Source organism: Photorhabdus heterorhabditis (assembly GCF_018448905.1).
Classification (GTDB): Bacteria; Pseudomonadota; Gammaproteobacteria; order Enterobacterales; family Enterobacteriaceae; genus Photorhabdus; species Photorhabdus heterorhabditis.
Window position 1 is genome coordinate 43,546 of record NZ_RCWA01000011.1, and the last position, 19,843, is coordinate 63,388.

Annotated in this window: 19 protein-coding genes; 10 read left to right on the forward strand and 9 right to left on the reverse strand. The window is 41.6% G+C overall.

What is annotated here, in order from left to right; translation table 11 throughout:
• Window position 1 precedes the first annotated feature (1 nt).
• The 3 genes from EAE89_RS09105 to hemF all read right to left on the reverse strand — a co-directional run bounded on the left by EAE89_RS09105 (window position 2) and on the right by hemF (window position 2,697).
• The gene (locus tag EAE89_RS09105) at window positions 2-334 is read right to left on the reverse strand and encodes a protealysin inhibitor emfourin (protein ID WP_054479073.1); all 333 of its coding nucleotides are present in this window, start codon (window positions 332-334) and stop codon (window positions 2-4) included.
• Between the two features lie 160 nt (window positions 335-494).
• Window positions 495-1,556: a metalloprotease PrtS gene (prtS, locus tag EAE89_RS09110; protein ID WP_149616447.1), complete on the reverse strand. Its 1,062-nt coding sequence runs from the start codon at window positions 1,554-1,556 to the stop codon at window positions 495-497.
• A 232-nt stretch (window positions 1,557-1,788) separates the two neighbouring features.
• Window positions 1,789-2,697, reverse strand: a complete 909-nt coding sequence (gene hemF / locus EAE89_RS09115; protein ID WP_054479077.1) for an oxygen-dependent coproporphyrinogen oxidase — start codon at window positions 2,695-2,697, stop codon at window positions 1,789-1,791.
• A gap of 137 nt (window positions 2,698-2,834) precedes the next feature.
• On the opposite strand from hemF, the gene EAE89_RS09120 reads away from it, so the two are divergent.
• A complete protein-coding gene (locus tag EAE89_RS09120; protein ID WP_149616448.1) occupies window positions 2,835-3,266 on the forward strand; it encodes a GNAT family acetyltransferase in 432 nt (143 codons plus the stop codon).
• A 43-nt stretch (window positions 3,267-3,309) separates the two neighbouring features.
• On the opposite strand, the gene EAE89_RS09125 is transcribed toward EAE89_RS09120, so the two are convergent.
• The gene (locus tag EAE89_RS09125) at window positions 3,310-3,729 is read right to left on the reverse strand and encodes a YgiW/YdeI family stress tolerance OB fold protein (protein WP_214085709.1); all 420 of its coding nucleotides are present in this window, start codon (window positions 3,727-3,729) and stop codon (window positions 3,310-3,312) included.
• Window positions 3,730-3,913: 184 nt separating this feature from the next.
• On the opposite strand from EAE89_RS09125, the gene EAE89_RS09130 reads away from it, so the two are divergent.
• The 6 genes from EAE89_RS09130 to cysM all read left to right on the forward strand — a co-directional run bounded on the left by EAE89_RS09130 (window position 3,914) and on the right by cysM (window position 9,633).
• Window positions 3,914-4,522 (forward strand): RpoE-regulated lipoprotein, encoded by a 609-nt coding sequence (locus tag EAE89_RS09130; RefSeq protein ID WP_054479082.1) that lies wholly within the window; start codon window positions 3,914-3,916, stop codon window positions 4,520-4,522.
• A gap of 287 nt (window positions 4,523-4,809) precedes the next feature.
• Complete coding sequence (locus tag EAE89_RS09135; protein ID WP_149616450.1) at window positions 4,810-5,832, forward strand: sulfate ABC transporter substrate-binding protein; 1,023 nt, start codon at window positions 4,810-4,812, stop codon at window positions 5,830-5,832.
• A complete protein-coding gene (gene cysT / locus EAE89_RS09140) occupies window positions 5,832-6,665 on the forward strand; it encodes a sulfate/thiosulfate ABC transporter permease CysT (protein ID WP_054479085.1) in 834 nt (277 codons plus the stop codon). The genes EAE89_RS09135 and cysT overlap by 1 nt, the downstream gene beginning before the upstream one ends.
• Window positions 6,665-7,510 carry a sulfate/thiosulfate ABC transporter permease CysW gene (gene cysW / locus EAE89_RS09145; RefSeq protein ID WP_054479087.1) on the forward strand — a complete coding sequence of 282 codons (846 nt, stop codon included), beginning with the start codon at window positions 6,665-6,667 and terminating at the stop codon, window positions 7,508-7,510. Before cysT ends, cysW begins: the two co-directional genes overlap by 1 nt.
• A 13-nt stretch (window positions 7,511-7,523) precedes the next feature.
• A complete protein-coding gene (gene cysA, locus EAE89_RS09150) occupies window positions 7,524-8,612 on the forward strand; it encodes a sulfate/thiosulfate ABC transporter ATP-binding protein CysA (protein ID WP_054479088.1) in 1,089 nt (362 codons plus the stop codon).
• Window positions 8,613-8,751: 139 nt separating this feature from the next.
• Window positions 8,752-9,633: a cysteine synthase CysM gene (gene cysM, locus EAE89_RS09155; protein ID WP_054479089.1), complete on the forward strand. Its 882-nt coding sequence runs from the start codon at window positions 8,752-8,754 to the stop codon at window positions 9,631-9,633.
• A gap of 420 nt (window positions 9,634-10,053) precedes the next feature.
• Here cysM and crr read toward each other — a convergent pair whose 3' ends face one another.
• The 5 genes from crr to cysZ all read right to left on the reverse strand — a co-directional run bounded on the left by crr (window position 10,054) and on the right by cysZ (window position 15,075).
• Window positions 10,054-10,563 (reverse strand): PTS glucose transporter subunit IIA, encoded by a 510-nt coding sequence (gene crr / locus EAE89_RS09160; protein ID WP_015833547.1) that lies wholly within the window; start codon window positions 10,561-10,563, stop codon window positions 10,054-10,056.
• A 48-nt stretch (window positions 10,564-10,611) separates the two neighbouring features.
• Window positions 10,612-12,339 carry a phosphoenolpyruvate-protein phosphotransferase PtsI gene (ptsI, locus tag EAE89_RS09165; RefSeq protein WP_054479091.1) on the reverse strand — a complete coding sequence of 576 codons (1,728 nt, stop codon included), beginning with the start codon at window positions 12,337-12,339 and terminating at the stop codon, window positions 10,612-10,614.
• Window positions 12,340-12,523: 184 nt separating this feature from the next.
• On the reverse strand, window positions 12,524-12,781 hold the full coding sequence (gene ptsH, locus EAE89_RS09170; RefSeq protein WP_054479093.1) for a phosphocarrier protein Hpr: 258 nt from the start codon (window positions 12,779-12,781) through the stop codon (window positions 12,524-12,526).
• Between the two features lie 454 nt (window positions 12,782-13,235).
• Entirely contained in the window at window positions 13,236-14,189 is a 954-nt protein-coding gene (gene cysK, locus EAE89_RS09175; RefSeq protein WP_214085710.1) for a cysteine synthase A, read from the reverse strand.
• 109 nt (window positions 14,190-14,298) lie between these two features.
• Entirely contained in the window at window positions 14,299-15,075 is a 777-nt protein-coding gene (gene cysZ, locus EAE89_RS09180; RefSeq protein ID WP_054479097.1) for a sulfate transporter CysZ, read from the reverse strand.
• 220 nt (window positions 15,076-15,295) lie between these two features.
• Between cysZ and zipA the strand changes: the two genes are divergently transcribed.
• The 3 genes from zipA (at window position 15,296) to EAE89_RS09195 (ending at window position 19,826) form a co-directional block, all read left to right on the forward strand.
• Window positions 15,296-16,207 carry a cell division protein ZipA gene (gene zipA / locus EAE89_RS09185; RefSeq protein WP_054479099.1) on the forward strand — a complete coding sequence of 304 codons (912 nt, stop codon included), beginning with the start codon at window positions 15,296-15,298 and terminating at the stop codon, window positions 16,205-16,207.
• A 61-nt stretch (window positions 16,208-16,268) separates the two neighbouring features.
• Window positions 16,269-18,287 carry an NAD-dependent DNA ligase LigA gene (gene ligA / locus EAE89_RS09190; protein WP_054479101.1) on the forward strand — a complete coding sequence of 673 codons (2,019 nt, stop codon included), beginning with the start codon at window positions 16,269-16,271 and terminating at the stop codon, window positions 18,285-18,287.
• A gap of 354 nt (window positions 18,288-18,641) precedes the next feature.
• On the forward strand, window positions 18,642-19,826 hold the full coding sequence (locus EAE89_RS09195) for a NupC/NupG family nucleoside CNT transporter (protein WP_054479103.1): 1,185 nt from the start codon (window positions 18,642-18,644) through the stop codon (window positions 19,824-19,826).
• The last annotated feature ends 17 nt before the right edge of the window (window positions 19,827-19,843 follow it).

Sequence of the window (19,843 nt, forward strand, 5' to 3'; positions counted from 1 at the left end):
ATTAACCACCCTTTTTATGAGCATCCCATATCTGAGTAATTATTTCTGGTGCATCTGACTCTGGAAGGGTCAGGTAGTGCTCTTCATTTCCAGTGACGATATGGAGCAGATAATAATGTTGGTCAGGATTAGGTGATGATGGCATAGCATTAGAAAAATCTTGTTCTATGGCTTGAAGAAATAATTGCTTTTGGTGCGGAGACAATGATTTTAAATTCACTGTTTTATCTTGGCTAAGACCGGGTGTAACCGCAAATCCTCCTTGCAGGGAAATCGTGATTTTACTATCAGTTGTGAGTTTGGCAGCTGTGAATTCGAAGGTTTTATTATTCATGATATACCAGTTTTGCACGGTTATTTTTCACATCTCTACAGTATAGCGTGAAATTCGGCGTTAACAATTTTAACATCTTTCATTAGATATCTTTTTTATTAGGTCAGGTATTACAAATAATAAAATATCGCTGGTATTAAACCAGCGATATGTTGATAGATTAAACTTTATCTTCTACTTTATCTTCTACTTTAACACCTACTTCTTTCCAGCTATCAATAGTTGCTTTTTCAACATCCTCATCAAATAACTCGCGAGCATGTTTAATTGTTAATTTAGCAAAGGATGAGAAGTTAGCATCACGTGAAAGATTTTTATCCAACAATGTGTTGTACCATATCTTTCCTGCTTTCTCCCAGGCATATCCACCTAATTTTATTGCCAGATTATAGAAGGCTTTATTAGGAATACCTGAGTTAATATGAACACCACCATTATCATTATAAATCGGCATTTCTTTATAATTATCCATATGGCCCGGTTGTGGATCTTTACCAAGGATAGGATCATCATATGCTTTGCCGGGTTCTTTCAATGAACGAATCCCTACACCTTTAACGTCTTTGCCCAGTAAACCCTCCCCTACAACCCAATTTGCTTCATCAGCTTTTTGTTTCAGATAATATTGTTTCACCAATGAGCCGAAGACATCTGCTATTGATTCATTCAATGAGCCGGACTGGAAGAAATAAACCAAGTCGGCTGTTTTTTCGATAACACCATGAGATAATTCATGGCCGATTACATCAATAGATGTGGTGAAATCATTGAAAAGCTTGCCGTCACCATCACCAAACACCATTTGTCCATTGCCCCAGAATGCATTCATATATTCTTCTCCATAATGCACAGTGGCAATCAACTTCATTCCTTTGTCATCTAATGAATTGCGATTAAGAACTTCTTTATAGAAATTGTAAGTTGCTTCTAAATATTTATATGCGTTATCAACTGATTTATCACCGTTATCTGGATCTCCTTCATCTCGTACTAAAGTTCCTGGTAACCTGCGTTTATTTTCTGCATCGTAAATAGAACGATGTAAAGTCGAGCTGGTAACTTCATTGGTAGAAGATGGTGTTTTAATAACACTTTCCAACATTAAACTCTTAGTATGATTTAATGTCATTAATACTTTATTTTTTTCATTGTCATTATTATAAATATTTTGAAGAATGTACGGTGGTATTAAACCCTTGTAGTTATTGTTTTGTATTTGCATAAAATATCTCCTGGAATAAATTATTAGATTTTTAATAAGAGGTACTCTTTAAGTACGGTTTCATATTAAACACGTTTCCAGCAGATAGTCATCAGGGCCAACATGCTTCTTTTATGTTAAGGGGTTGTTAACAAGATGTTGTATTTGTTGTATAGGGGATTTTTGTATTGGCTATATTAAAAACATAAATAGTTAGGAATAATTGAGTGTAATATTCCTAACATAATAAAAATCATATCCAGCTTTTTACTGGAAGAAAGTCAATATACAAAGAAGCTTCCGCAGATCCTGGTTCAGGGTGATAATCATATTCCCAGCGTACTAAGGGTGGCATGGACATTAAAATAGACTCTGTCCGTCCACCGCTTTGTAGTCCGAATAAAGTTCCTCTATCCCAAACTAAGTTAAATTCTACATAGCGACCACGGCGATATAGTTGAAATTGTCGTTCACGCTCACCCCATAATAGAGTTTTCCTTTTTTCCACAATAGGTAGATAAGCATCAAGAAAGCCCTTACCTATATCTTGAGTAAAGTTAAAACAATATTCAAAGTTAGGGGTATTTAAGTCATCATAAAATAAGCCGCCAATCCCACGAGCTTCATTACGATGTTTAATATAGAAATAATCATCACACCATTTTTTATATTTTGAGTAAATATCTTCGCCATATAGCTGGCATATATTTCTGGCGGTAGTATGCCAGTGAATAGCATCTTCCTCAAAACCATAATAAGGTGTTAAATCAAAACCGCCTCCGAACCACCATACTGGAGATTCACCTTCTTTTTCTGCAATAAAAAACCGGATGTTGGCATGGCTGGTTGGTATATATGGATTTAAAGGATGAATAACCACTGAGACCCCCATTGCTTGATAACTACGACCAGCTAATTCGGGGCGATGGGCTGTTGCTGATAAAGGAAGCATGGTTCCTGATACGTGGGAAAAATTAGCGCCTGCTTGTTCGAATACAGTACCTTCTCTCATGATTCGACTACGGCCTCCTCCACCTTCTTCCCGTTGCCAGCTTTGTTCTGTAAATTTCGCTGTACCATCTGCTTGTTCCAGTTGCTGGCAAATTTTATCCTGTAATGAAAGGAAGAAAGATTTAATTTGATTAACGTTTGGTATGTTCACTACCCTTTTCTCATTGTAATGGGATGATTACCATATTATACCTATTGGTGATAGAGAACGCATTTTCGTATTGATTCCGGGATTAAAGCGGAGATAATGAGAAAATTGTTATTTCAATAAGAACAGGTTGGTTAGGGATGGAAATTCGGGTATTTCGACAAGATGATTTTGAAGCAGTGATCACCTTATGGGAACGCTGCGATTTACTTAATCCTGGTGTTGATCCTGAAATGGATATTGAGCGTAAGTTGACTCATGATCCTGACCTGTTTTTAGTCGCGGAAGTGGCTGGTGAAGTGGTTGGGACTATTATGGGGGGGTATGATGGCCACCGGGGTTCGGCTTATTATCTGGGGGTTCATCCTGAGTTTCGTGGGCGGGGAATTGCAAATGCATTGATTTCCCGGTTGGAAAAGAAACTGATAGCCCGTGGTTGCCCAAAAATAATTTTCATTGTTCCCGAGGATAATGATGCCACTCTCTATATGTGTGAAAAGTTGGAATATGAAGATCGTCATCAGGAGAGTGTTGTTTTCAGCAAGTGTCTGATTATTGATCAGGAATATTAAGTTGAGTCATGCGGCTGAATGAGTGCCATTCAGCCACAAATCATTAGTGCAATTTGATTAGTTTCTTCACATCAACTGTCGTGGAACTCCACTCTTTATCGACCTCGCCTTCGAGGCGGACTTTATCCTGAGGTGTTATTGTTTGACCATTCCAATATTTATGATCAATTTCGACTTCAATGACTCCTGCACTATCACGGAATATGAAGTGATCACCACGGATGCGGGATTCGATATTTCCTTCCAGCACGACCCAACTGTCATCCCACATATTTTTAACTTGCTCAGTGGTCGAAATTTTTACATTGTTATCGACAAAACCACCTTCTTGTGGGGCTGTCTGAGTTTGAGGCTGTGTAGCATCTGGGCCGGAAAAGCCACCAGATTGCATATATGTGGTTTGAGCCATTAATGGCGCACTGAATAGAGCAATTAAGGCGGTGGTTACAAATGTTTTTCTCATCATATTGACCTTGTAATAAAAATGGTTTTTTAGCGGGAAAGCAGAATACCGCGAAGTGATATTTAATCAAGATAATATTCACTTATTGTCATTAATGTGTGCAAACTTTTTGTGCTCTCTGAAACTAACAATCAGGTGTGATGTCTCAGTAGCCATCCCTGTATCTAATCAAAAGGAGTCAGTTATGCAGGAGTTTTCTTTAGCTAACATTTTATCAGGATTACGTTTTGTCATAATGGGTAGTTCGCTATTACTAGCCGGTTGTGCGGGGTCATCTAGTTTTTCATGGTCAGGTTTATCGCCTTTTAGTTGGTTTGGTCACTCACTACAAATTTCAGATCAGGGAGTTGGGGAAATAAATGGTCTGACAGCAATCAGTAAGGACGAGATAGATAAAGGGTTGCATGAGAAGTACCATTTACGTGGTGGTATGGAGGCTAAGAATGGTCAGTTGGTGACAGTATTTCAAGCACTGGATGGAGATCAACTGAAAATAGAGCTGTTTGGTCAGACAGATGGAAAAGTGAGTCGTATTGAAGTGCTAGATAAAGATGTTAAAACCGTCTGGGGAACAAAGATTGGTACTCCGTTCTCGGCGATTTATAACAAAGCATTTGGTGCTTGTCGAAATACGGTTAGTGAATCAGAAAAGAGAGCGATCATCTGCGTATCTCCGCAGAGCAAAAACGTCAGTTATTTGTTTACAGGCAACTGGAATGGCCCTGAAGGTTTGATTCCTTCTGATGATGTGCTGAAAAATTGGAAAGTGGAACGTATTGTCTGGAAGCGATAAAAAGCCATTGTTGATTGAAGTATCGCTCTTTCCTCATATGCGGTGCTATAGCAGGCCCGCATTTTTCATTTAAAAAACTTACTGCTTTGTCAGCTTATTGCGTTTCATACTTTCTAATTGCAATTCGGTATATTAAACGGCAATAGTTATCTACCCTGTTATAAATAAACTGGATACATTAGTTACTGGCGTGTTTTTAGAGAAATCACAGGTTGAGAACCTATTCATTAGGCTATTTTGTTTTCCTGCACCAATAACCCCTATTGAGGTAGGTACTAAGGTGAGCAATGAAGAAGCATTCAATAAAAAATAAAATACTAAACGGACTGGTAGCAGTAACTTTATTGGGCAGCAGTAATGCCTTTGCTGTAGCGCTGTTAAACAGCTCTTATGACGTTGCGCGTGAGCTATTTTCTGCACTTAATCCTGAATTTGAAAAACAGTGGAATGAACTGCATCCACAAGACAAATTACTAATTAAACAATCCCACGCAGGTTCTTCCAAACAAGCACTGGCAATTCTTCAGGGGCTGCGGGCTGATGTGGTCACTTACAATCAAGTGACAGATGTACAAATTTTGCATGATCGTGGCAATTTGATCCCGGCTGACTGGCAAAGCCGTTTGCCAAATAGCAGTTCACCTTACTATTCCACGATGGCGTTTTTGGTGCGTAAAGGTAATCCCAAAAATATTCATAACTGGGATGATTTAGTACGTAAGGATGTCAAATTAGTCTTCCCAAATCCTAAAACTTCCGGCAATGGACGTTACACCTATCTAGCTGCCTGGGGGGCAATGCAACAGAAAAATTGCGGCGATCAGGAGAAGACTCGTGAGTGGATGAAACGTTTCCTGAAAAATGTCTCGGTATTTGATATAGGAGGCCGTGGTGCAACGACTTCATTTATTGAGCGTGGTTTGGGTGATGTGTTGATAAGTTTCGAATCTGAAGTGAATAACATCCGCAAGCAGTATGGTGATAACAAATATGAAGTGATTGTCCCGCCGGTAGATATTCTGGCGGAATTCCCTGTGGCTTGGGTTGATAAGAATATTGTGAAAAACGGCACTGAGAAAGCGGCTAAAGCTTATCTGCATTACCTTTATAGTCCGCAAGCGCAGCAGATCATTGCTAGCTTTAATTATCGTGTCAATGATAAGGAAGTGATGGAGCAGCAGAAAGCTCGTTTTCCAGAAACCAAATTATTCCGGCTGGAAGATCAGTTTGGTGGTTGGTCACAGGTAATGAAAATTCACTTTAATACTGGCGCTACGCTGGATCAATTGCTAGCGGAAGGGCATAAGTAATGTTTACGGTTTCCAGTAAACGGGTATTGCCTGGTTTCGGGCTGAGTTTAGGTAGCAGTTTGTTCTATACCTGTCTGATCTTATTATTGCCCTTGAGTGCATTGGTTGTGCAGCTTTCCAGTATGACTTGGGAACAGTATTGGCAGGTTATTGCTAATCCCCAAGTAGTGGCGGCTTATAAAGTCACATTATTAGCAGCGGCGGTTGCCAGTTTGTTTAATGCGGTATTTGGTATGCTGATGGCATGGATACTCACTCGCTATCGTTTCCCCGGTCGTAGCTTACTGGATGGTTTGATGGATCTCCCTTTTGCGTTACCTACTGCGGTAGCCGGTTTGACACTAGCAACCCTGTTCTCTGCTACCGGTTGGTATGGTTCATTGCTTGGGCATTTTGATGTGAAGGTGGTGAATACTTGGCTGGGTATTGCAGTAGCGATGGCGTTTACAAGCTTGCCATTTGTGGTGCGAACAATTCAACCAGTACTTGAAGAGTTGGGGCCAGAGTATGAAGAAGCAGCTCAGACGTTGGGTGCGAGCCGTTGGCAGACTTTTTGGCGTGTAGTATTACCGGAATTATCTCCAGCTTTAATTGCGGGAGCGGCACTCTCTTTTACCCGCAGTTTGGGGGAATTTGGTGCAGTGATCTTTATTGCAGGTAACATCGCATGGCAGACAGAAGTGGTATCGTTGATGATTTTCATCCGATTGCAGGAATTTGATTATCCAGCTGCCAGTGCCATTGCATCAGTTATATTGGCTGTATCCTTGATATTACTATTTAGCATTAATACCTTACAAAGCCGCTTTGGTAAGCGGATTGGGGGGCATTAATGGCCGATTTATCTGAATTTTATATAACGCAACGGACTCCTGTAAATTGGGGGAAATGGGCACTTATCGCAACAGGAGTACTGTTTTCAGTCTTACTGTTGGTGATACCAATTGTGTGGATTTTTATGACCGCCTTTTCTAAAGGAATTGGCGTAGTCACTCAGAATCTTTTAGATCCTGATATGTTGCATGCCATTTGGTTAACGGTATTGATTGCATTGATCACAGTTCCGGTAAACCTGATTTTTGGCGTGATGATCGCTTGGTTGGTAACGCGTTTTCAGTTTCCTGGGCGGCAATGTTTGCTGACGTTAATTGATATCCCATTTGCTGTTTCTCCAGTAGTCGCGGGTTTGCTCTACCTATTATTTTATGGTTCGAATGGTTGGGCAGGGAATGTACTGGAATCCTATGATATCCAATTGATGTTTTCCTGGCTGGGAATGGTGTTGGTAACAGTATTTGTTACTTGCCCGTTTGTTGTTCGAGAACTGGTGCCAATGATGCTTAGTCAAGGGAGCCAGGAAGATGAAGCCGCGATATTACTGGGGGCATCTGGTTGGAAAATGTTTTGGCGGGTGACGTTACCAAATATCCGTTGGGCGTTGTTATATGGTGTGGTTTTGACCAATGCCCGGGCGATTGGTGAATTTGGTGCTGTTTCAGTGGTATCTGGTGCTATTCGTGGTGAAACTTACACATTGCCGTTGCAGGTTGAATTATTGCATCAAGATTACAATACCGTAGGGGCATTTACTGCGGCGGCGTTGCTGGCGTTGATGGCAATTATCACATTGGTTGTTAAGAGTGCTTTGCAATGGCGGTTAAATCGCCAGCATAGTTAAGGTAGGAGCGAATATGAGTATTGAAATTAACAACATCAGTAAATATTTTGGTCGGACTCAGGTTCTGAGCGATATCACTCTGAATATTTTTTCCGGAGAAATGGTCGCTCTGCTTGGTCCGTCAGGCTCCGGTAAAACAACCTTGTTGAGGATTATTGCTGGTCTGGAACAACAGACTTCGGGAAAGCTGAGTTTCCATGGGCAGGATGTTAGTCGCATGCATGCCAAAGACCGGCAGGTTGGATTTGTATTTCAGCATTATGCGTTGTTTCGGCATATGACCGTATTTGATAACGTTGCCTTCGGGTTGACAGTACTTCCACGACGTAAGCGCCCGGATACGGCTTCTATTCGCCGTAAGGTGATGGAACTGTTGGAGATGGTGCAACTGACTCATCTCGCTGAACGTTATCCGTCACAGCTTTCTGGTGGGCAAAAACAACGGGTAGCACTGGCGAGGGCACTGGCTGTTGAACCCCAAATTTTGTTACTGGATGAGCCATTTGGTGCACTGGATGCTCAGGTAAGAATGGAGTTACGTCGGTGGTTGCGTCGGCTTCATGAAGAATTGAAATTTACCAGCGTTTTTGTAACTCATGATCAGGAAGAAGCTATGGAAGTGGCTGATCGGATTGTCGTCATGAGCCAGGGTAATATTGAACAAGTCGGCACGCCACAAGAGGTATGGCGTTATCCGGCAAGTCGTTTTGTCATGGAATTTTTGGGTGAGGTTAACCATTTTTGTGGTGAGATTAAAGGTTCTCAGCTTTTGATTGGCGGGCAGCACTTGCCCCTCAATGTAACACCAATCCATCAGGGGAGTGTTGATGTCTTCCTGCGCCCGTGGGAAGTCATGATGAATCCGCAGCCTACACCATCTAGCCCACTGCCAGTACAGGTAACGGAGGTCAGTCCTCGTGGACATTTTTGGCAGCTCTCTGTTCAGCCTTTAGGGTGGCATCAGGAGTCGGTTGCTATTGTTTGGTTTGATGAAACTTCAGTACCGACAAGAGGGAGCCGTTATTTTATTGGTGGTACTGAAGCCCGGTTATATGCTGGTGATAAACAACTGCAAGCCCTTAGTTTAGCCCAGACCGCTTGATAATAATTTAAATTTTGGTTGGTACCATTTGCTCGTCTCTTTACCGCCAAGAGATGAGCATTTTTTATTTAAAGTCTTGTGATATATTTCTGAATATGGTTATTTCGCTTTTCTATTAAATAAAAATTAGGTAATAGCTGTGGCAAGCTTGGAACACTTTATAGGTAATACCCCACTGGTAAAATTACAACGAATGACTGATCAGTTGGGTGTGGAAATATGGATAAAACTTGAAGGAAATAACCCAGCTGGTTCAATAAAAGATAGGGCAGCGCTGTCAATGATTCAGCAGGCTGAATTACGAGGTGAAATTTCTCCTGGTGACGTATTAATTGAAGCAACTAGTGGAAATACAGGTATCGCGTTGGCAATGATCGCTGCGGTAAAAGGTTATCAGCTTAAATTATTGATGCCTGACAATATGAGTCTTGAACGTCAGGCTTCTATGCGTGCTTATGGTGCAGAACTTATTTTGGTGAGTAAAGAAGTGGGTATGGAAGGTGCACGTGATTTAGCGCAACAAATGGAGCGTAATGGTGAAGGCAAGGTTCTTGATCAATTCAATAACCCGGATAATCCATTGGCACATTTTACCACTACAGGACCCGAAATTTGGCAACAAACAAAAGGGCGTATTACACATTTTGTTTCCAGTATGGGAACAACGGGGACAATTACCGGTGTTAGTCGCTATTTGAAAAGCCAGTCTGATAGTGTTCAAGTTATTGGATTACAGCCAGCTGAAAATAGTCATATCCCAGGTATTCGTCGTTGGTCGCCAGCCTATCTGCCGGGTATTTTTCAAAAGGAGCTGGTGGATAAGGTACTGGATATTACTCAGAAGGAAGCTGAAGACACCATGCGCTTATTAGCCCGGAAAGAAGGGATTTTTTGTGGGGTTAGTTCTGGTGGTGCTGTTGCTGGCGCATTAAAAGTGGCAGTTCAAAACCCGGACGCTGTAATTGTTGCAATTATCTGTGATCGTGGTGACAGATATCTTTCTACCGGAGTATTTAATTAATCTGATTAAAATATCTGTCAGTATCGTTCTGAGTTTATTTCATAGGCTGAAAAGAGGAACACAGCAGGCAGCCCGAATGTTGTTATGCTGGCAGATATCAAAAACTCGGAACAAGTAAAGGCAAAAGTCACAGTCTCAATAAAGGTAAACGATGCCCACATTACCGGATGATTGAATTGGAAGGCTAGATATACCTGTTATCTTTCAAGTTACCTCTTTGTTGGCGGCACTCACTCACCCCGGTCACAGAGTTCTCTATGACATAGTTATCTCTGCTCCCGGGGATTCGCTCCCTTGCTGTCGCGATCCATCTTGAAATCTATTGGGTATAAGTTAAATAATGGGATGAAAAAACAGCCGCAATTGTCGGCTGTTTTTTTTAAGATGAAAATGGTATTTCGATATTAAATGAAAGTATTGTTACTTTTTAATCCGCATAATGGGCGTTTCGCCAACAGTGACAGAGCCACTCAGTTTGGATAACTCTTTAATTTCATCCATGTTGGAAATAACAACAGGTGTCAGAGTTGATTTCGCTCTTTCTTCGAGGAGTTTAAGGTCAAACTCCAAAACTAAATCTCCCTTCTGCACACGTTGACCTTCTTCAGCAATGCGCTTAAAGCCTTCACCTTTAAGCTCAACCGTATCAATACCAAAGTGGACAAATAGCTCAATACCGCTGTCCGATTCGATAGAAAACGCATGGTTGGTTTCAAAGATTTTGCCAATAGTCCCATCAACAGGTGCAACTATCTTATTGCCAGCAGGTTTTATAGCGATACCGTCACCGACAATTTTCTCGGCGAAAACAACATCTGGAACATCTTCAATATTGACAATCTCACCAGACAAAGGCGCGATTATTTCAATAGTGCCGCTGTTTTTTTTATCATCTGAAACCAGAGATTTCAGTTTATCAAACAGACCCATGAATCTTCTCCTAATTGTTTATACTGGACCGCGTTTTAACCGATATTGTTAGCAAAGTGTTTTTTCTTTGATGAAAGTATCAACTAACTCCATCAATTCCTTGGCAGTTGGCTGAGAAAGGGCTTGATCAGCCAGTGCCTTTGCATCTTCGTAACGAGTATTACGAATAATTTTTTTGATGCCGGGAATAGAAATCGCACTCATACTAAACTCATCTAGCCCCATACCTAATAACAACAGTGTAGCACGTTCATCACCCGCAAGCTCGCCACACATCCCCGTCCATTTACCTTCAGCGTGTGAAGCGTCGATGGTTTGCTTAATCAGGCTCAATACTGCTGGTAGCATTGGGTTATAAAGATGAGAAATCAACTCGTTACCACGGTCTACAGCGAGAGTATACTGAGTTAAATCGTTTGTCCCAATACTGAAAAAGTCAACTTCTTTTGCCAGGTGACGAGCAATAACCGCGGAAGCTGGTGTTTCAACCATCACACCCACTTCAATTGCTTCATCGAATTTTTTGCCTTCTTCACGTAATTGACCTTTCAGTAATTCAAGTTCTGCTTTCAGCTCCCGTACTTCTTCTACAGAAATAATCATTGGAAACATAATACGTAATTTACCGAAAGCAGATGCACGTAAAATAGCACGTAACTGAGAATGTAAGATCTCTTTTCGATCAAGGCAAATGCGAATTGCACGCCAACCGAGGAATGGATTCTCCTCTTTCGGTAGATTCATATAGGGCAGATCTTTATCACCGCCGATATCCATCGTGCGTATAATAACCGCCTGGCTGCCCATTGCCTCAGCAACAGCTTTATAAGCCAGGAATTGTTCTTCCTCTGTTGGCAATGAATCACGATCCATAAACAAAAATTCTGTGCGGTATAAACCGACACCTTCGGCACCGTTGCGTTCAGCGCCAGCAACATCCCGAACAGTTCCGATATTGGCGCAGACTTCAACTTGATGGCCATCAAGTGTAATTGCTGGCAGATCTTTCAGTTTCGCAAGTTCAGTTTTTTCTGCCAGATATTCGTTTTTGGTTTTTTTTAGCTGCTCAATTTCTGTATCGGATGGGTTGACATAAATATGGTTATTTACCGCATCCAAGATTAGGTAATCACCATTCTGGATTTCTATTGTCGAGTTAGTCGTACCCACAATTGCTGGAAGCTCAAGGGAACGAGCCATGATTGATGTGTGGGAAGTGCGGCCACCGAAATCAGTAATGAAACCAAGCACTTTTTCCAGATTGAGTTGTGCAGTTTCAGAGGGGGTCAGGTCGCTGGCAACCAGAACCACTTCTTCTGAAATTGAACCAAGATCGACAATAGGCATACCTAGAATGTTTTTCAGTAAGCGTTTACCGATATCACGCACGTCTGTGGCGCGTTCTTTCAGGTATTCATCATCCAATTCCTCAAGAGCATGGGCCTGAGTTTCAATAACGGAATAAACCGCAGCATCCGCAGCTTTGAGATCATTTTTGATTAACGAAATAATTTCTTGTTCAAGTTCTTCATCTTCCAGCAGCATAATGTGTCCTTCGAAGATTTCTGCTTTTTCTTCTCCGAGGTTTTTTGCTGCTATATTCTTGATTATTTCTAATTGAGATGAGGCTTTTTCACGACCCTGCTTGAAATGGGAGATTTCCTGCTCGACTTGTTCTTGGTTGATTTTTTTCTGATTAATGATGATGGGGTCTTCTTTCAGTAATAGAGCCTTACCGAAAGCGATGCCTGGTGATACTAAGATGCCTGAAATCATAATGTTACCTAACTACTAATAATTATTTTTTAAAGAGCCAGCCTGCAAATGGTTTGCTGTTTTAGGATATGCATTTAAACTGACATCCCCAGATAAATGTTTATCCGGGGATGGAGAACGGCTAAGTGAATATCGGTTTATTCATAACGTCTGAATCTTGGCTGGCTTTGTGGCTAACAGGGTGTTATTCCAGTTCTGCCATTAATTTAACCAAGTGTTCGATTGCTTTTTGCTCATCCTCACCTTCAGCAGAGATGGTCACAACGGTGCCTTGAGTCAGTCCTAAAGTTTGCAGTTTAAACAGGCTTTTCGCACTGGCAGTTTTGCCGCTGGAAGTTAGCGTAATGTCGGAGGCGAAACTTTTTGCTTCTTTAACGAACTGTGCAGCCGGGCGGGTGTGTAGGCCATTTGGCGCGGTAATAGTGACTTCTTGCTGGAACATAACGTTTCCTCAATTAACTTAGATTTCTGCTGTTAAGCTAAGACTATGTATAGTGGATAAATCTTAACCTGAGTATTCATTATTAAAAAATTGTTTCTTCCGATGCTTCTGATTGATAGTTTGAAGTAAAGATATACTCATCATCTTTCAAGTTGCCTCTTTGTTGGCTGCACTCGCTCACCCCGGTCACATAGTTATCTATGCTCCTGGGGATTCACTCCCTTGCCGTCGCGATGCATCTTGAAATCTATAGGGTATAGATCGTAGAACTCCTTAACCGAAACTACTACTTCTGTTAATTAATTTCGAGCATCGAAATAATTATTATTGGTTAAATACTAAACCCATTGTAATAAATCATCTGGCAAAGTGTAAAAATTTGATCTACTACACAGAAAAAGCACCATTTAGGTGCTTTTTTATCAATAAAACTAAGTAATTTACTCAGATACTTTTATTCATCGGATAAGTCAGCAAACAGCACGCTGCTCAGATAACGTTCACCTGATGAAGCCAGAATGACAACGATATTTTTATCTTTAAAGTCTGGTTCTTGGGAAAGTTTCACCGCAGCTGCAACAGTTGCACCAGAGGAAATACCCGCGAGAATGCCTTCTTTCATCGTGATTTCACGGGCAGTTTTGATAGCTTCTTCATTACTGATTTTGAAAACCCGATCAACGAGTTTGAGATCAAGGTTATCAGGAATAAAACCAGCGCCAATACCTTGAATCTTATGTGGACCCGGTTTTATTTCTTCACCAGCTAAAGTCTGACTGATTACTGGAGAGTCTTCGGGTTCTACTGCAACCGCAGTGATATTTTTGCCTTTGGTATTTTTGAGATAACGGGTGACGCCTGTTAGTGTACCACCAGTACCTACACCAGCAACGAATACATCAACTTCACCATCTGTATCTTCCCAGATTTCTGGCCCTGTGGTTTTTTCGTGGATTTCTGGGTTTGCTGGATTGCTGAACTGTTGCAGAATGATATAGCGATCAGTATCACTGGCCTGAATTTCATTAGCTTTCTCAATGGCACCTTTCATGCCTTTAACGCCTTCAGTCAGCACCAGATTTGCTCCCAGTGCTTTCAGTAGCTTACGCCGCTCGATACTCATGGTTTCAGGCATAGTCAGAGTTAATTTGTAGCCGCGGGCTGCAGCAACGTAAGCAAGTGCTATGCCTGTATTGCCACTCGTTGGTTCTACCAGCTCTTTTCCTGGTTGCAGAATACCGCGCTTTTCAGCATCCCAAATCATGTTAGAACCGATGCGACATTTCACACTAAAACTGGGATTACGGGATTCCACTTTTGCCAGAATGCGTCCATTACCAAAGTGTTTTAAGCGAACTAACGGGGTACGACCAATAGTTAAAGAATTATCTTCATAAATTTTACTCATACTCGTTTTTCAACTCCCTTTAGTGATATCCGGTCAATAATACGTCAACAATCAATTTATGGAAATATAGATTAAATATATTCTTATCGTCTAAAAGAATAACTTTGAATTAATATTTTTGCATAATATGAATTGCATGCTTATCACGGTAGCGATCTACCCACATTGCGGTGGCAGCGCATACTGCGATAGGCATAATCACTAAGTTGACAATAGGGATCATTGTTAACATACTCACTGTGGCGCCAAATTGCAGATTATCTATTTTATTTTGACGAAGGGCATGACGCATTGTTGGAAAACTGACTTTATGGTTATCGAATGGATAATCACAATATTGAATCGACAACATCCAGGCACTGAAAATAAACCAGATAACAGGTGCGACAGTTTGTCCAATAACAGGAATGAAATAAAGAAGCAGCAATAGCAGAGCGCGTGGAATATAATAGAGCAGTTTTACTAATTCCCGTTTTAGGATACGCGGAACATCTTTCACCAGTTCTATAACTCCGGTATCTGGTGCCGGGATTCCTGTTAAATCCGCTTCCAGTTTCTCCGCTAGCAAGCCATTAAATGGCGCAGCTATAAAATTTGCTATTGTGCTGAAGAAATAAGTAAAAATTAGCAGAATAGAAATCACTGCCAGCGGCCATAAAATATAACTCAGCCATTGCATCCAATCTGGTACTTTGCTCAATATCCAGTCGCCCCAGCTTCCCAGTTTCTGGTAGAGCCACCAAAATGAACCACCAAGTAACAAAATATTTGCCAGCAAAGGCAATAGAACGAATCTTTTAATGCCCTGTCGAGTAATTAATCTGCAACCTTGCATCAAATATTGAAAGCCGCTCAAATTTTTGGGCGGTTTTGTCAAATTAAGCATACTTCCTATTCTCTTCTATATGATTGAAACGCTATCATATAGGCAGGATTTTCGACTGACTAGCCTCGTTCTGTACAAAAAAAGAACAAAAAGTGCTTGTCAGGCATGTTTCTGAGAAGAAAAGTGTGTATAAGCTTGCACTTGTGTTATTTGACAAATAGAGTTAATACAGAAAATGTTCTGCCGTGGTGGCATATTAATTTAAACAACAGAGATAGCAATGATGCAGGATTTGCGTCTGATATTAATCATTGTTGGTGCGATAGCAATCATAGCTTTGCTGTTACATGGGTTGTGGACCAGCCGTAAAGAGCGTTCTTCGCTTTTTCGTGATCGCCCAGTGAAACGTTATAAACGTGATCGTCAGAATAGTTTCGTCGATGACAGTGAAGATGAAGTGTTCGACAATCAGCAAAAGTCTTACGCCCATAAGCAGGTGAAGCCCCATCAGGAGCATAAAGCTGAGTCGGTGATTGAGCGCCGTCAGTCAATTGATGTTGCAATTCCTGAAGAGAACAATGATCCGTTGCTTGCTGGTCGTCAGCCTGAGGCGACAGCCAGAAAAGCAGTACCAGAAGAGCAGGAACCGCAACTTGGATTATTTGAATCCGAAGAGCTGGAAGAGTTTGAGAAAAATGCACCTGTGGCGGAAGAAAAATCGCAGGAAGGGGCAAAAGAGAAAACTGTTGCAGAAGAGGAGCGAGCCAAAGCGAAAGAAATTGTTTTGGTTCTTCATGTGGCAGCACACCAGGGCCAGGTATTGAATGGTGAATTACTGCTGCAAGGCATTCTGCAATCTGGTTTCCAGTTTGGAGAAATGCAGATTTTTCACCGTCACCTAAATCCATCAGGTAGCGGCCCGGTGTTATTCAGTCTTGCTAATATGGTAAAGCCAGGTTCATTTAATCCTGAATCGATGGTTGATTTTACTACTCCAGGGGTTTCTATGTTTATGATGGTACCCTCTTATGGAGAATCGAATCAGAATTTTAAGCTAATGTTGCAGGCCGCTCAGCGTATCGCTTCTGATGTTGGAGGAGTGGTGCTTGATGATGAACGCAAAATGTTAACACCGCAAAAAATCGAATTATATAAGGCTCGTATTCGCAGCACACTCGATGCTCAGGTATAATCAACTTATCGAACATTCAAGCCTCCGCCAGTCGGGGGCTTTTTATCGCTGGCTATAAGTTATGAAATCAACTGCTCAACAAATAGAACATCTCAGAAAAACATTGCGTCATCATGAATATCTGTATCACGTTATGGATGCGCCAGAGATCCCGGATGCAGAGTATGATCGGTTAATGCAGGAACTAAAAATTCTTGAGGAACAATACCCTGAACTGATTACATCTGATTCACCAACTCAGCGGGTTGGGGCTGCTCCTTTGACTGCTTTTGAACAAGTTCGCCATAAAATCCCTATGCTGTCATTGGATAATGTGTTTGATGAAGAGAGTTATCTGGCATTTGATAAGCGGGTACGTGACCGCCTGAAAGATGATCAGGATTTGGTCGTTTGCTGTGAGCTGAAACTGGATGGTTTGGCAGTTAGCCTGTTATATGAAAATGGTGAACTGGTACAGGCGGCAACTCGTGGTGATGGGACAACAGGGGAAAACATTACATCGAATGTACGGACTATCAACGCGATTCCGCTGCGCCTGACTGGAGAAAATATTCCTGCCCGTATTGAAGTCCGTGGTGAGGTTTTTATACCACAAAAAGGGTTTGAGAAACTGAATGAAGAGGCTCGTCGCACAGGTGCAAAAGTATTTGCTAACCCGCGTAATGCGGCAGCTGGCTCCCTGCGTCAGCTTGATCCCCGTATTACCGCTAAACGTCCATTGTCTTTTTTCTGTTATGGTGTTGGTGTTCTGGAAGGGGGAGAGTTACCGGCTAGTCACTATGAACGATTGATACAGTTTAAGAAATGGGGATTGCCAGTCAGCAATAAAGTTAAGATTTGCACTAACAGTCAGCAGGTTATTGATTTTTATCATGATATTGAGAATCAGCGTTCAACATTAGGATTTGATATCGATGGTGTTGTTGTCAAAGTGAATTCGCTGGAGTTACAGGAAACATTAGGTTTTGTCGCTCGTGCGCCACGTTGGGCGACGGCATTCAAATTCCCTGCTCAGGAACAGATGACGATTGTTCGCGATATTGAGTTTCAAGTTGGTCGTACTGGTGCGATTACACCGGTAGCGCGTTTGGAACCTGTGCAGGTTTCTGGTGTGACGGTGAGTAATGCGACATTGCATAATGCGGATGAGATTGAACGTTTAGGTTTGCGTATTGGTGATACTGTTATTATTCGTCGTGCTGGTGATGTTATTCCACAGGTTGTAGGTGTTGTGGAGGACAGAAGGCCGCAAGACAGTGATGAAGTGATGTTCCCTGAACATTGTCCAGTATGTGGAGCAGATATTGAGAAGATTGAAGGGGAAGCGGTAGCACGTTGTACGGGGGGATTGGTATGTGGTGCTCAGCGTAAAGAAGCGCTTAGACACTTTGTTTCCCGGCGGGCGATGGATGTTGACGGTATGGGAGAGAAGATTATCGATCAACTGGTGGATAAGGAATATGTCGAAACCCCCGCAGATCTTTTCAGGCTTACGGCGGGTAAATTAACCGGGCTTGATCGTATGGGGCCGAAATCTGCTCAGAATGTGGTAGAAGCTCTGGAAAAAGCGAAAAGAACCACATTTGCCCGTTTCCTTTATGCCTTGGGTATCCGTGAAGTTGGGGAGACGACAGCCGCTAATTTGGCCGTGCACTTTGGCGAGTTGGATAAATTACGTGCAGCTGATGAAGCAGCACTGAAAGAAGTTCAAGATGTTGGTGAAGTGGTGGCGAAACATGTGGTTAACTTCTTCAGTGAACCTCATAATCAAAAAGTTATTGATGAGCTGATTGATAATATAGGAATTAACTGGGAACCCGTTGTCGTGACAAAGGCCGAGAAGATTGACAGCCCCTTTGCGGGTAAAACAATTGTGCTCACTGGTTCATTGCATCAGTTATCCAGAGATGAAGCCAAAGATAAGCTTATTGCGCTTGGGGCAAAAGTTACCGGCAGTGTTTCTAAGAAGACAGATTTGGTGATCGCTGGTGAAGCTGCTGGCTCAAAATTGGCTAAAGCTCATGAGCTAAATATTTCGGTTATTGATGAAGAAGAAATGATCCGTTTATTGGGTGAATAATTTTTTGTTTGCATGCGGATTATTGAGGGATTTTTTCAATAATCCGTAATGTGCAATGAGGTATTTTTAAATCTGATTTATACGATTCAGCTAAAAATGTGATCAATCCTACTAAATATAGATTTAGGACAAAAATTATTTCAACATAGTGTGATATTTATCCCATTTTGTTAACTATGATTACATAGAATGTATTTATATACCCAATAGATTTCAAGATGGATCGCGACGGCCAGGGAGCGAATCCCCGGGAGCATAGATAACTCTGTGACCGGGGTGAGTGAGTGCAGCCAACAAAGAGGCAACTTGAAAGATAACAGGTATAAACTAGTTTTCTCATGTTTGGAGTATGATATGTCTCAGATCCTGCATTTCCTTTTAGCTCTGGTTGTTATTGGTGGCCTTGCTATTCTGGCGAGTAGTAACCGTAAAGGGATTCGTCCTCGCTATATTATTCAGCTGCTTGTTATTGAGCTTGCTCTGGCGTGGTTTTTCCTGAATTCTGGTGTTGGTCAGGAATTTGTCATGGGATTTGCTGGCTTGTTTGAGCAATTGCTGAAATTTGCGGGTGAAGGAACTGAATTTATTTTTGGCGGCATGATGGATGCAAAACTGGCATTTTTCTTTCTGAATGTATTGTGTCCGATTATCTTTATCTCCGCCCTGATTGGGATTTTACAGCATATCAATGTATTACCAATCGTCATCCGGGTTATTGGTACTCTGTTGTCTAAAGTTAACGGCATGGGTAAGTTGGAATCATTCAATGCGGTTAGTTCTTTGGTACTTGGTCAATCTGAAAATTTTATTGCCTATAAAGATGTGCTGGGCAAAATGTCTGAGCGCCGAATGTACACAATGGCCGCGACTGCGATGTCAACGGTTTCTATGTCGATAGTTGGTGCTTACATGACAATTCTGGAGCCTAAATATGTTGTGGCGGCACTGGTGCTTAATATGTTCAGTACTTTTATCATTCTGTCACTAATTAACCCGTATGATGTTGACAGTGAAGAAGATATTCAAATGAGTAATCTTCATGAAGGCCAAAGTTTCTTCGAAATGCTAGGTGAATATATTTTGGCTGGTTTTAAAGTGGCACTGATTGTTGCTGCGATGTTGATTGGTTTCATTGCTCTGATTGCCGCTATTAACGCGCTGTTTAGCATGATTTTTGATAAGGACTTCCAGGAAACATTGGGTTATGTGTTTTATCCATTCGCTTGGGTGATTGGTATCCCTGCGGATGAAGCGTTGAAGGTTGGCAGTATCATGGCAACCAAACTGGTTTCTAACGAATTTGTTGCGATGCATAGCTTGCAGTCAGTTGCTACAGAACTTTCTCCGCGTTCACTGGGCATTTTATCGGTATTTTTGGTTTCTTTTGCTAACTTCTCGTCAATTGGGATTGTTGCAGGTGCGATTAAGGGCTTGGATGAAAAACAGGGTAACGTAGTTTCTCGCTTTGGTCTGAAATTACTGTTTGGTTCAACTCTTGTTAGTTTTCTATCCGCAGCTATTGCAGGTTTGGTGCTGTAAAAATATAAAGTTTGATC

Bases quoted from the DNA above. Each gene is read 5' to 3' on its own strand.
- EAE89_RS09105 (WP_054479073.1), bottom strand. From the start codon at position 334: ATGAATAATAAAACCTTCGAATTCACAGCTGCCAAACTCACAACTGAT.
- prtS (WP_149616447.1), bottom strand. From the start codon at position 1,556: ATGCAAATACAAAACAATAACTACAAGGGTTTAATACCACCGTACATT.
- EAE89_RS09120 (WP_149616448.1), top strand. From the start codon at position 2,835: ATGGAAATTCGGGTATTTCGACAAGATGATTTTGAAGCAGTGATCACC.
- EAE89_RS09125 (WP_214085709.1), bottom strand. From the start codon at position 3,729: ATGAGAAAAACATTTGTAACCACCGCCTTAATTGCTCTATTCAGTGCG.
- EAE89_RS09130 (WP_054479082.1), top strand. From the start codon at position 3,914: ATGCAGGAGTTTTCTTTAGCTAACATTTTATCAGGATTACGTTTTGTC.
- EAE89_RS09135 (WP_149616450.1), top strand. From the start codon at position 4,810: ATGAAGAAGCATTCAATAAAAAATAAAATACTAAACGGACTGGTAGCA.
- cysT (WP_054479085.1), top strand. From the start codon at position 5,832: ATGTTTACGGTTTCCAGTAAACGGGTATTGCCTGGTTTCGGGCTGAGT.
- cysW (WP_054479087.1), top strand. From the start codon at position 6,665: ATGGCCGATTTATCTGAATTTTATATAACGCAACGGACTCCTGTAAAT.
- cysA (WP_054479088.1), top strand. From the start codon at position 7,524: ATGAGTATTGAAATTAACAACATCAGTAAATATTTTGGTCGGACTCAG.
- crr (WP_015833547.1), bottom strand. From the start codon at position 10,563: ATGGGTCTGTTTGATAAACTGAAATCTCTGGTTTCAGATGATAAAAAA.
- ptsI (WP_054479091.1), bottom strand. From the start codon at position 12,339: ATGATTTCAGGCATCTTAGTATCACCAGGCATCGCTTTCGGTAAGGCT.
- ptsH (WP_054479093.1), bottom strand. From the start codon at position 12,781: ATGTTCCAGCAAGAAGTCACTATTACCGCGCCAAATGGCCTACACACC.
- cysK (WP_214085710.1), bottom strand. From the start codon at position 14,189: ATGAGTAAAATTTATGAAGATAATTCTTTAACTATTGGTCGTACCCCG.
- cysZ (WP_054479097.1), bottom strand. From the start codon at position 15,075: ATGCTTAATTTGACAAAACCGCCCAAAAATTTGAGCGGCTTTCAATAT.
- zipA (WP_054479099.1), top strand. From the start codon at position 15,296: ATGATGCAGGATTTGCGTCTGATATTAATCATTGTTGGTGCGATAGCA.
- ligA (WP_054479101.1), top strand. From the start codon at position 16,269: ATGAAATCAACTGCTCAACAAATAGAACATCTCAGAAAAACATTGCGT.
- EAE89_RS09195 (WP_054479103.1), top strand. From the start codon at position 18,642: ATGTCTCAGATCCTGCATTTCCTTTTAGCTCTGGTTGTTATTGGTGGC.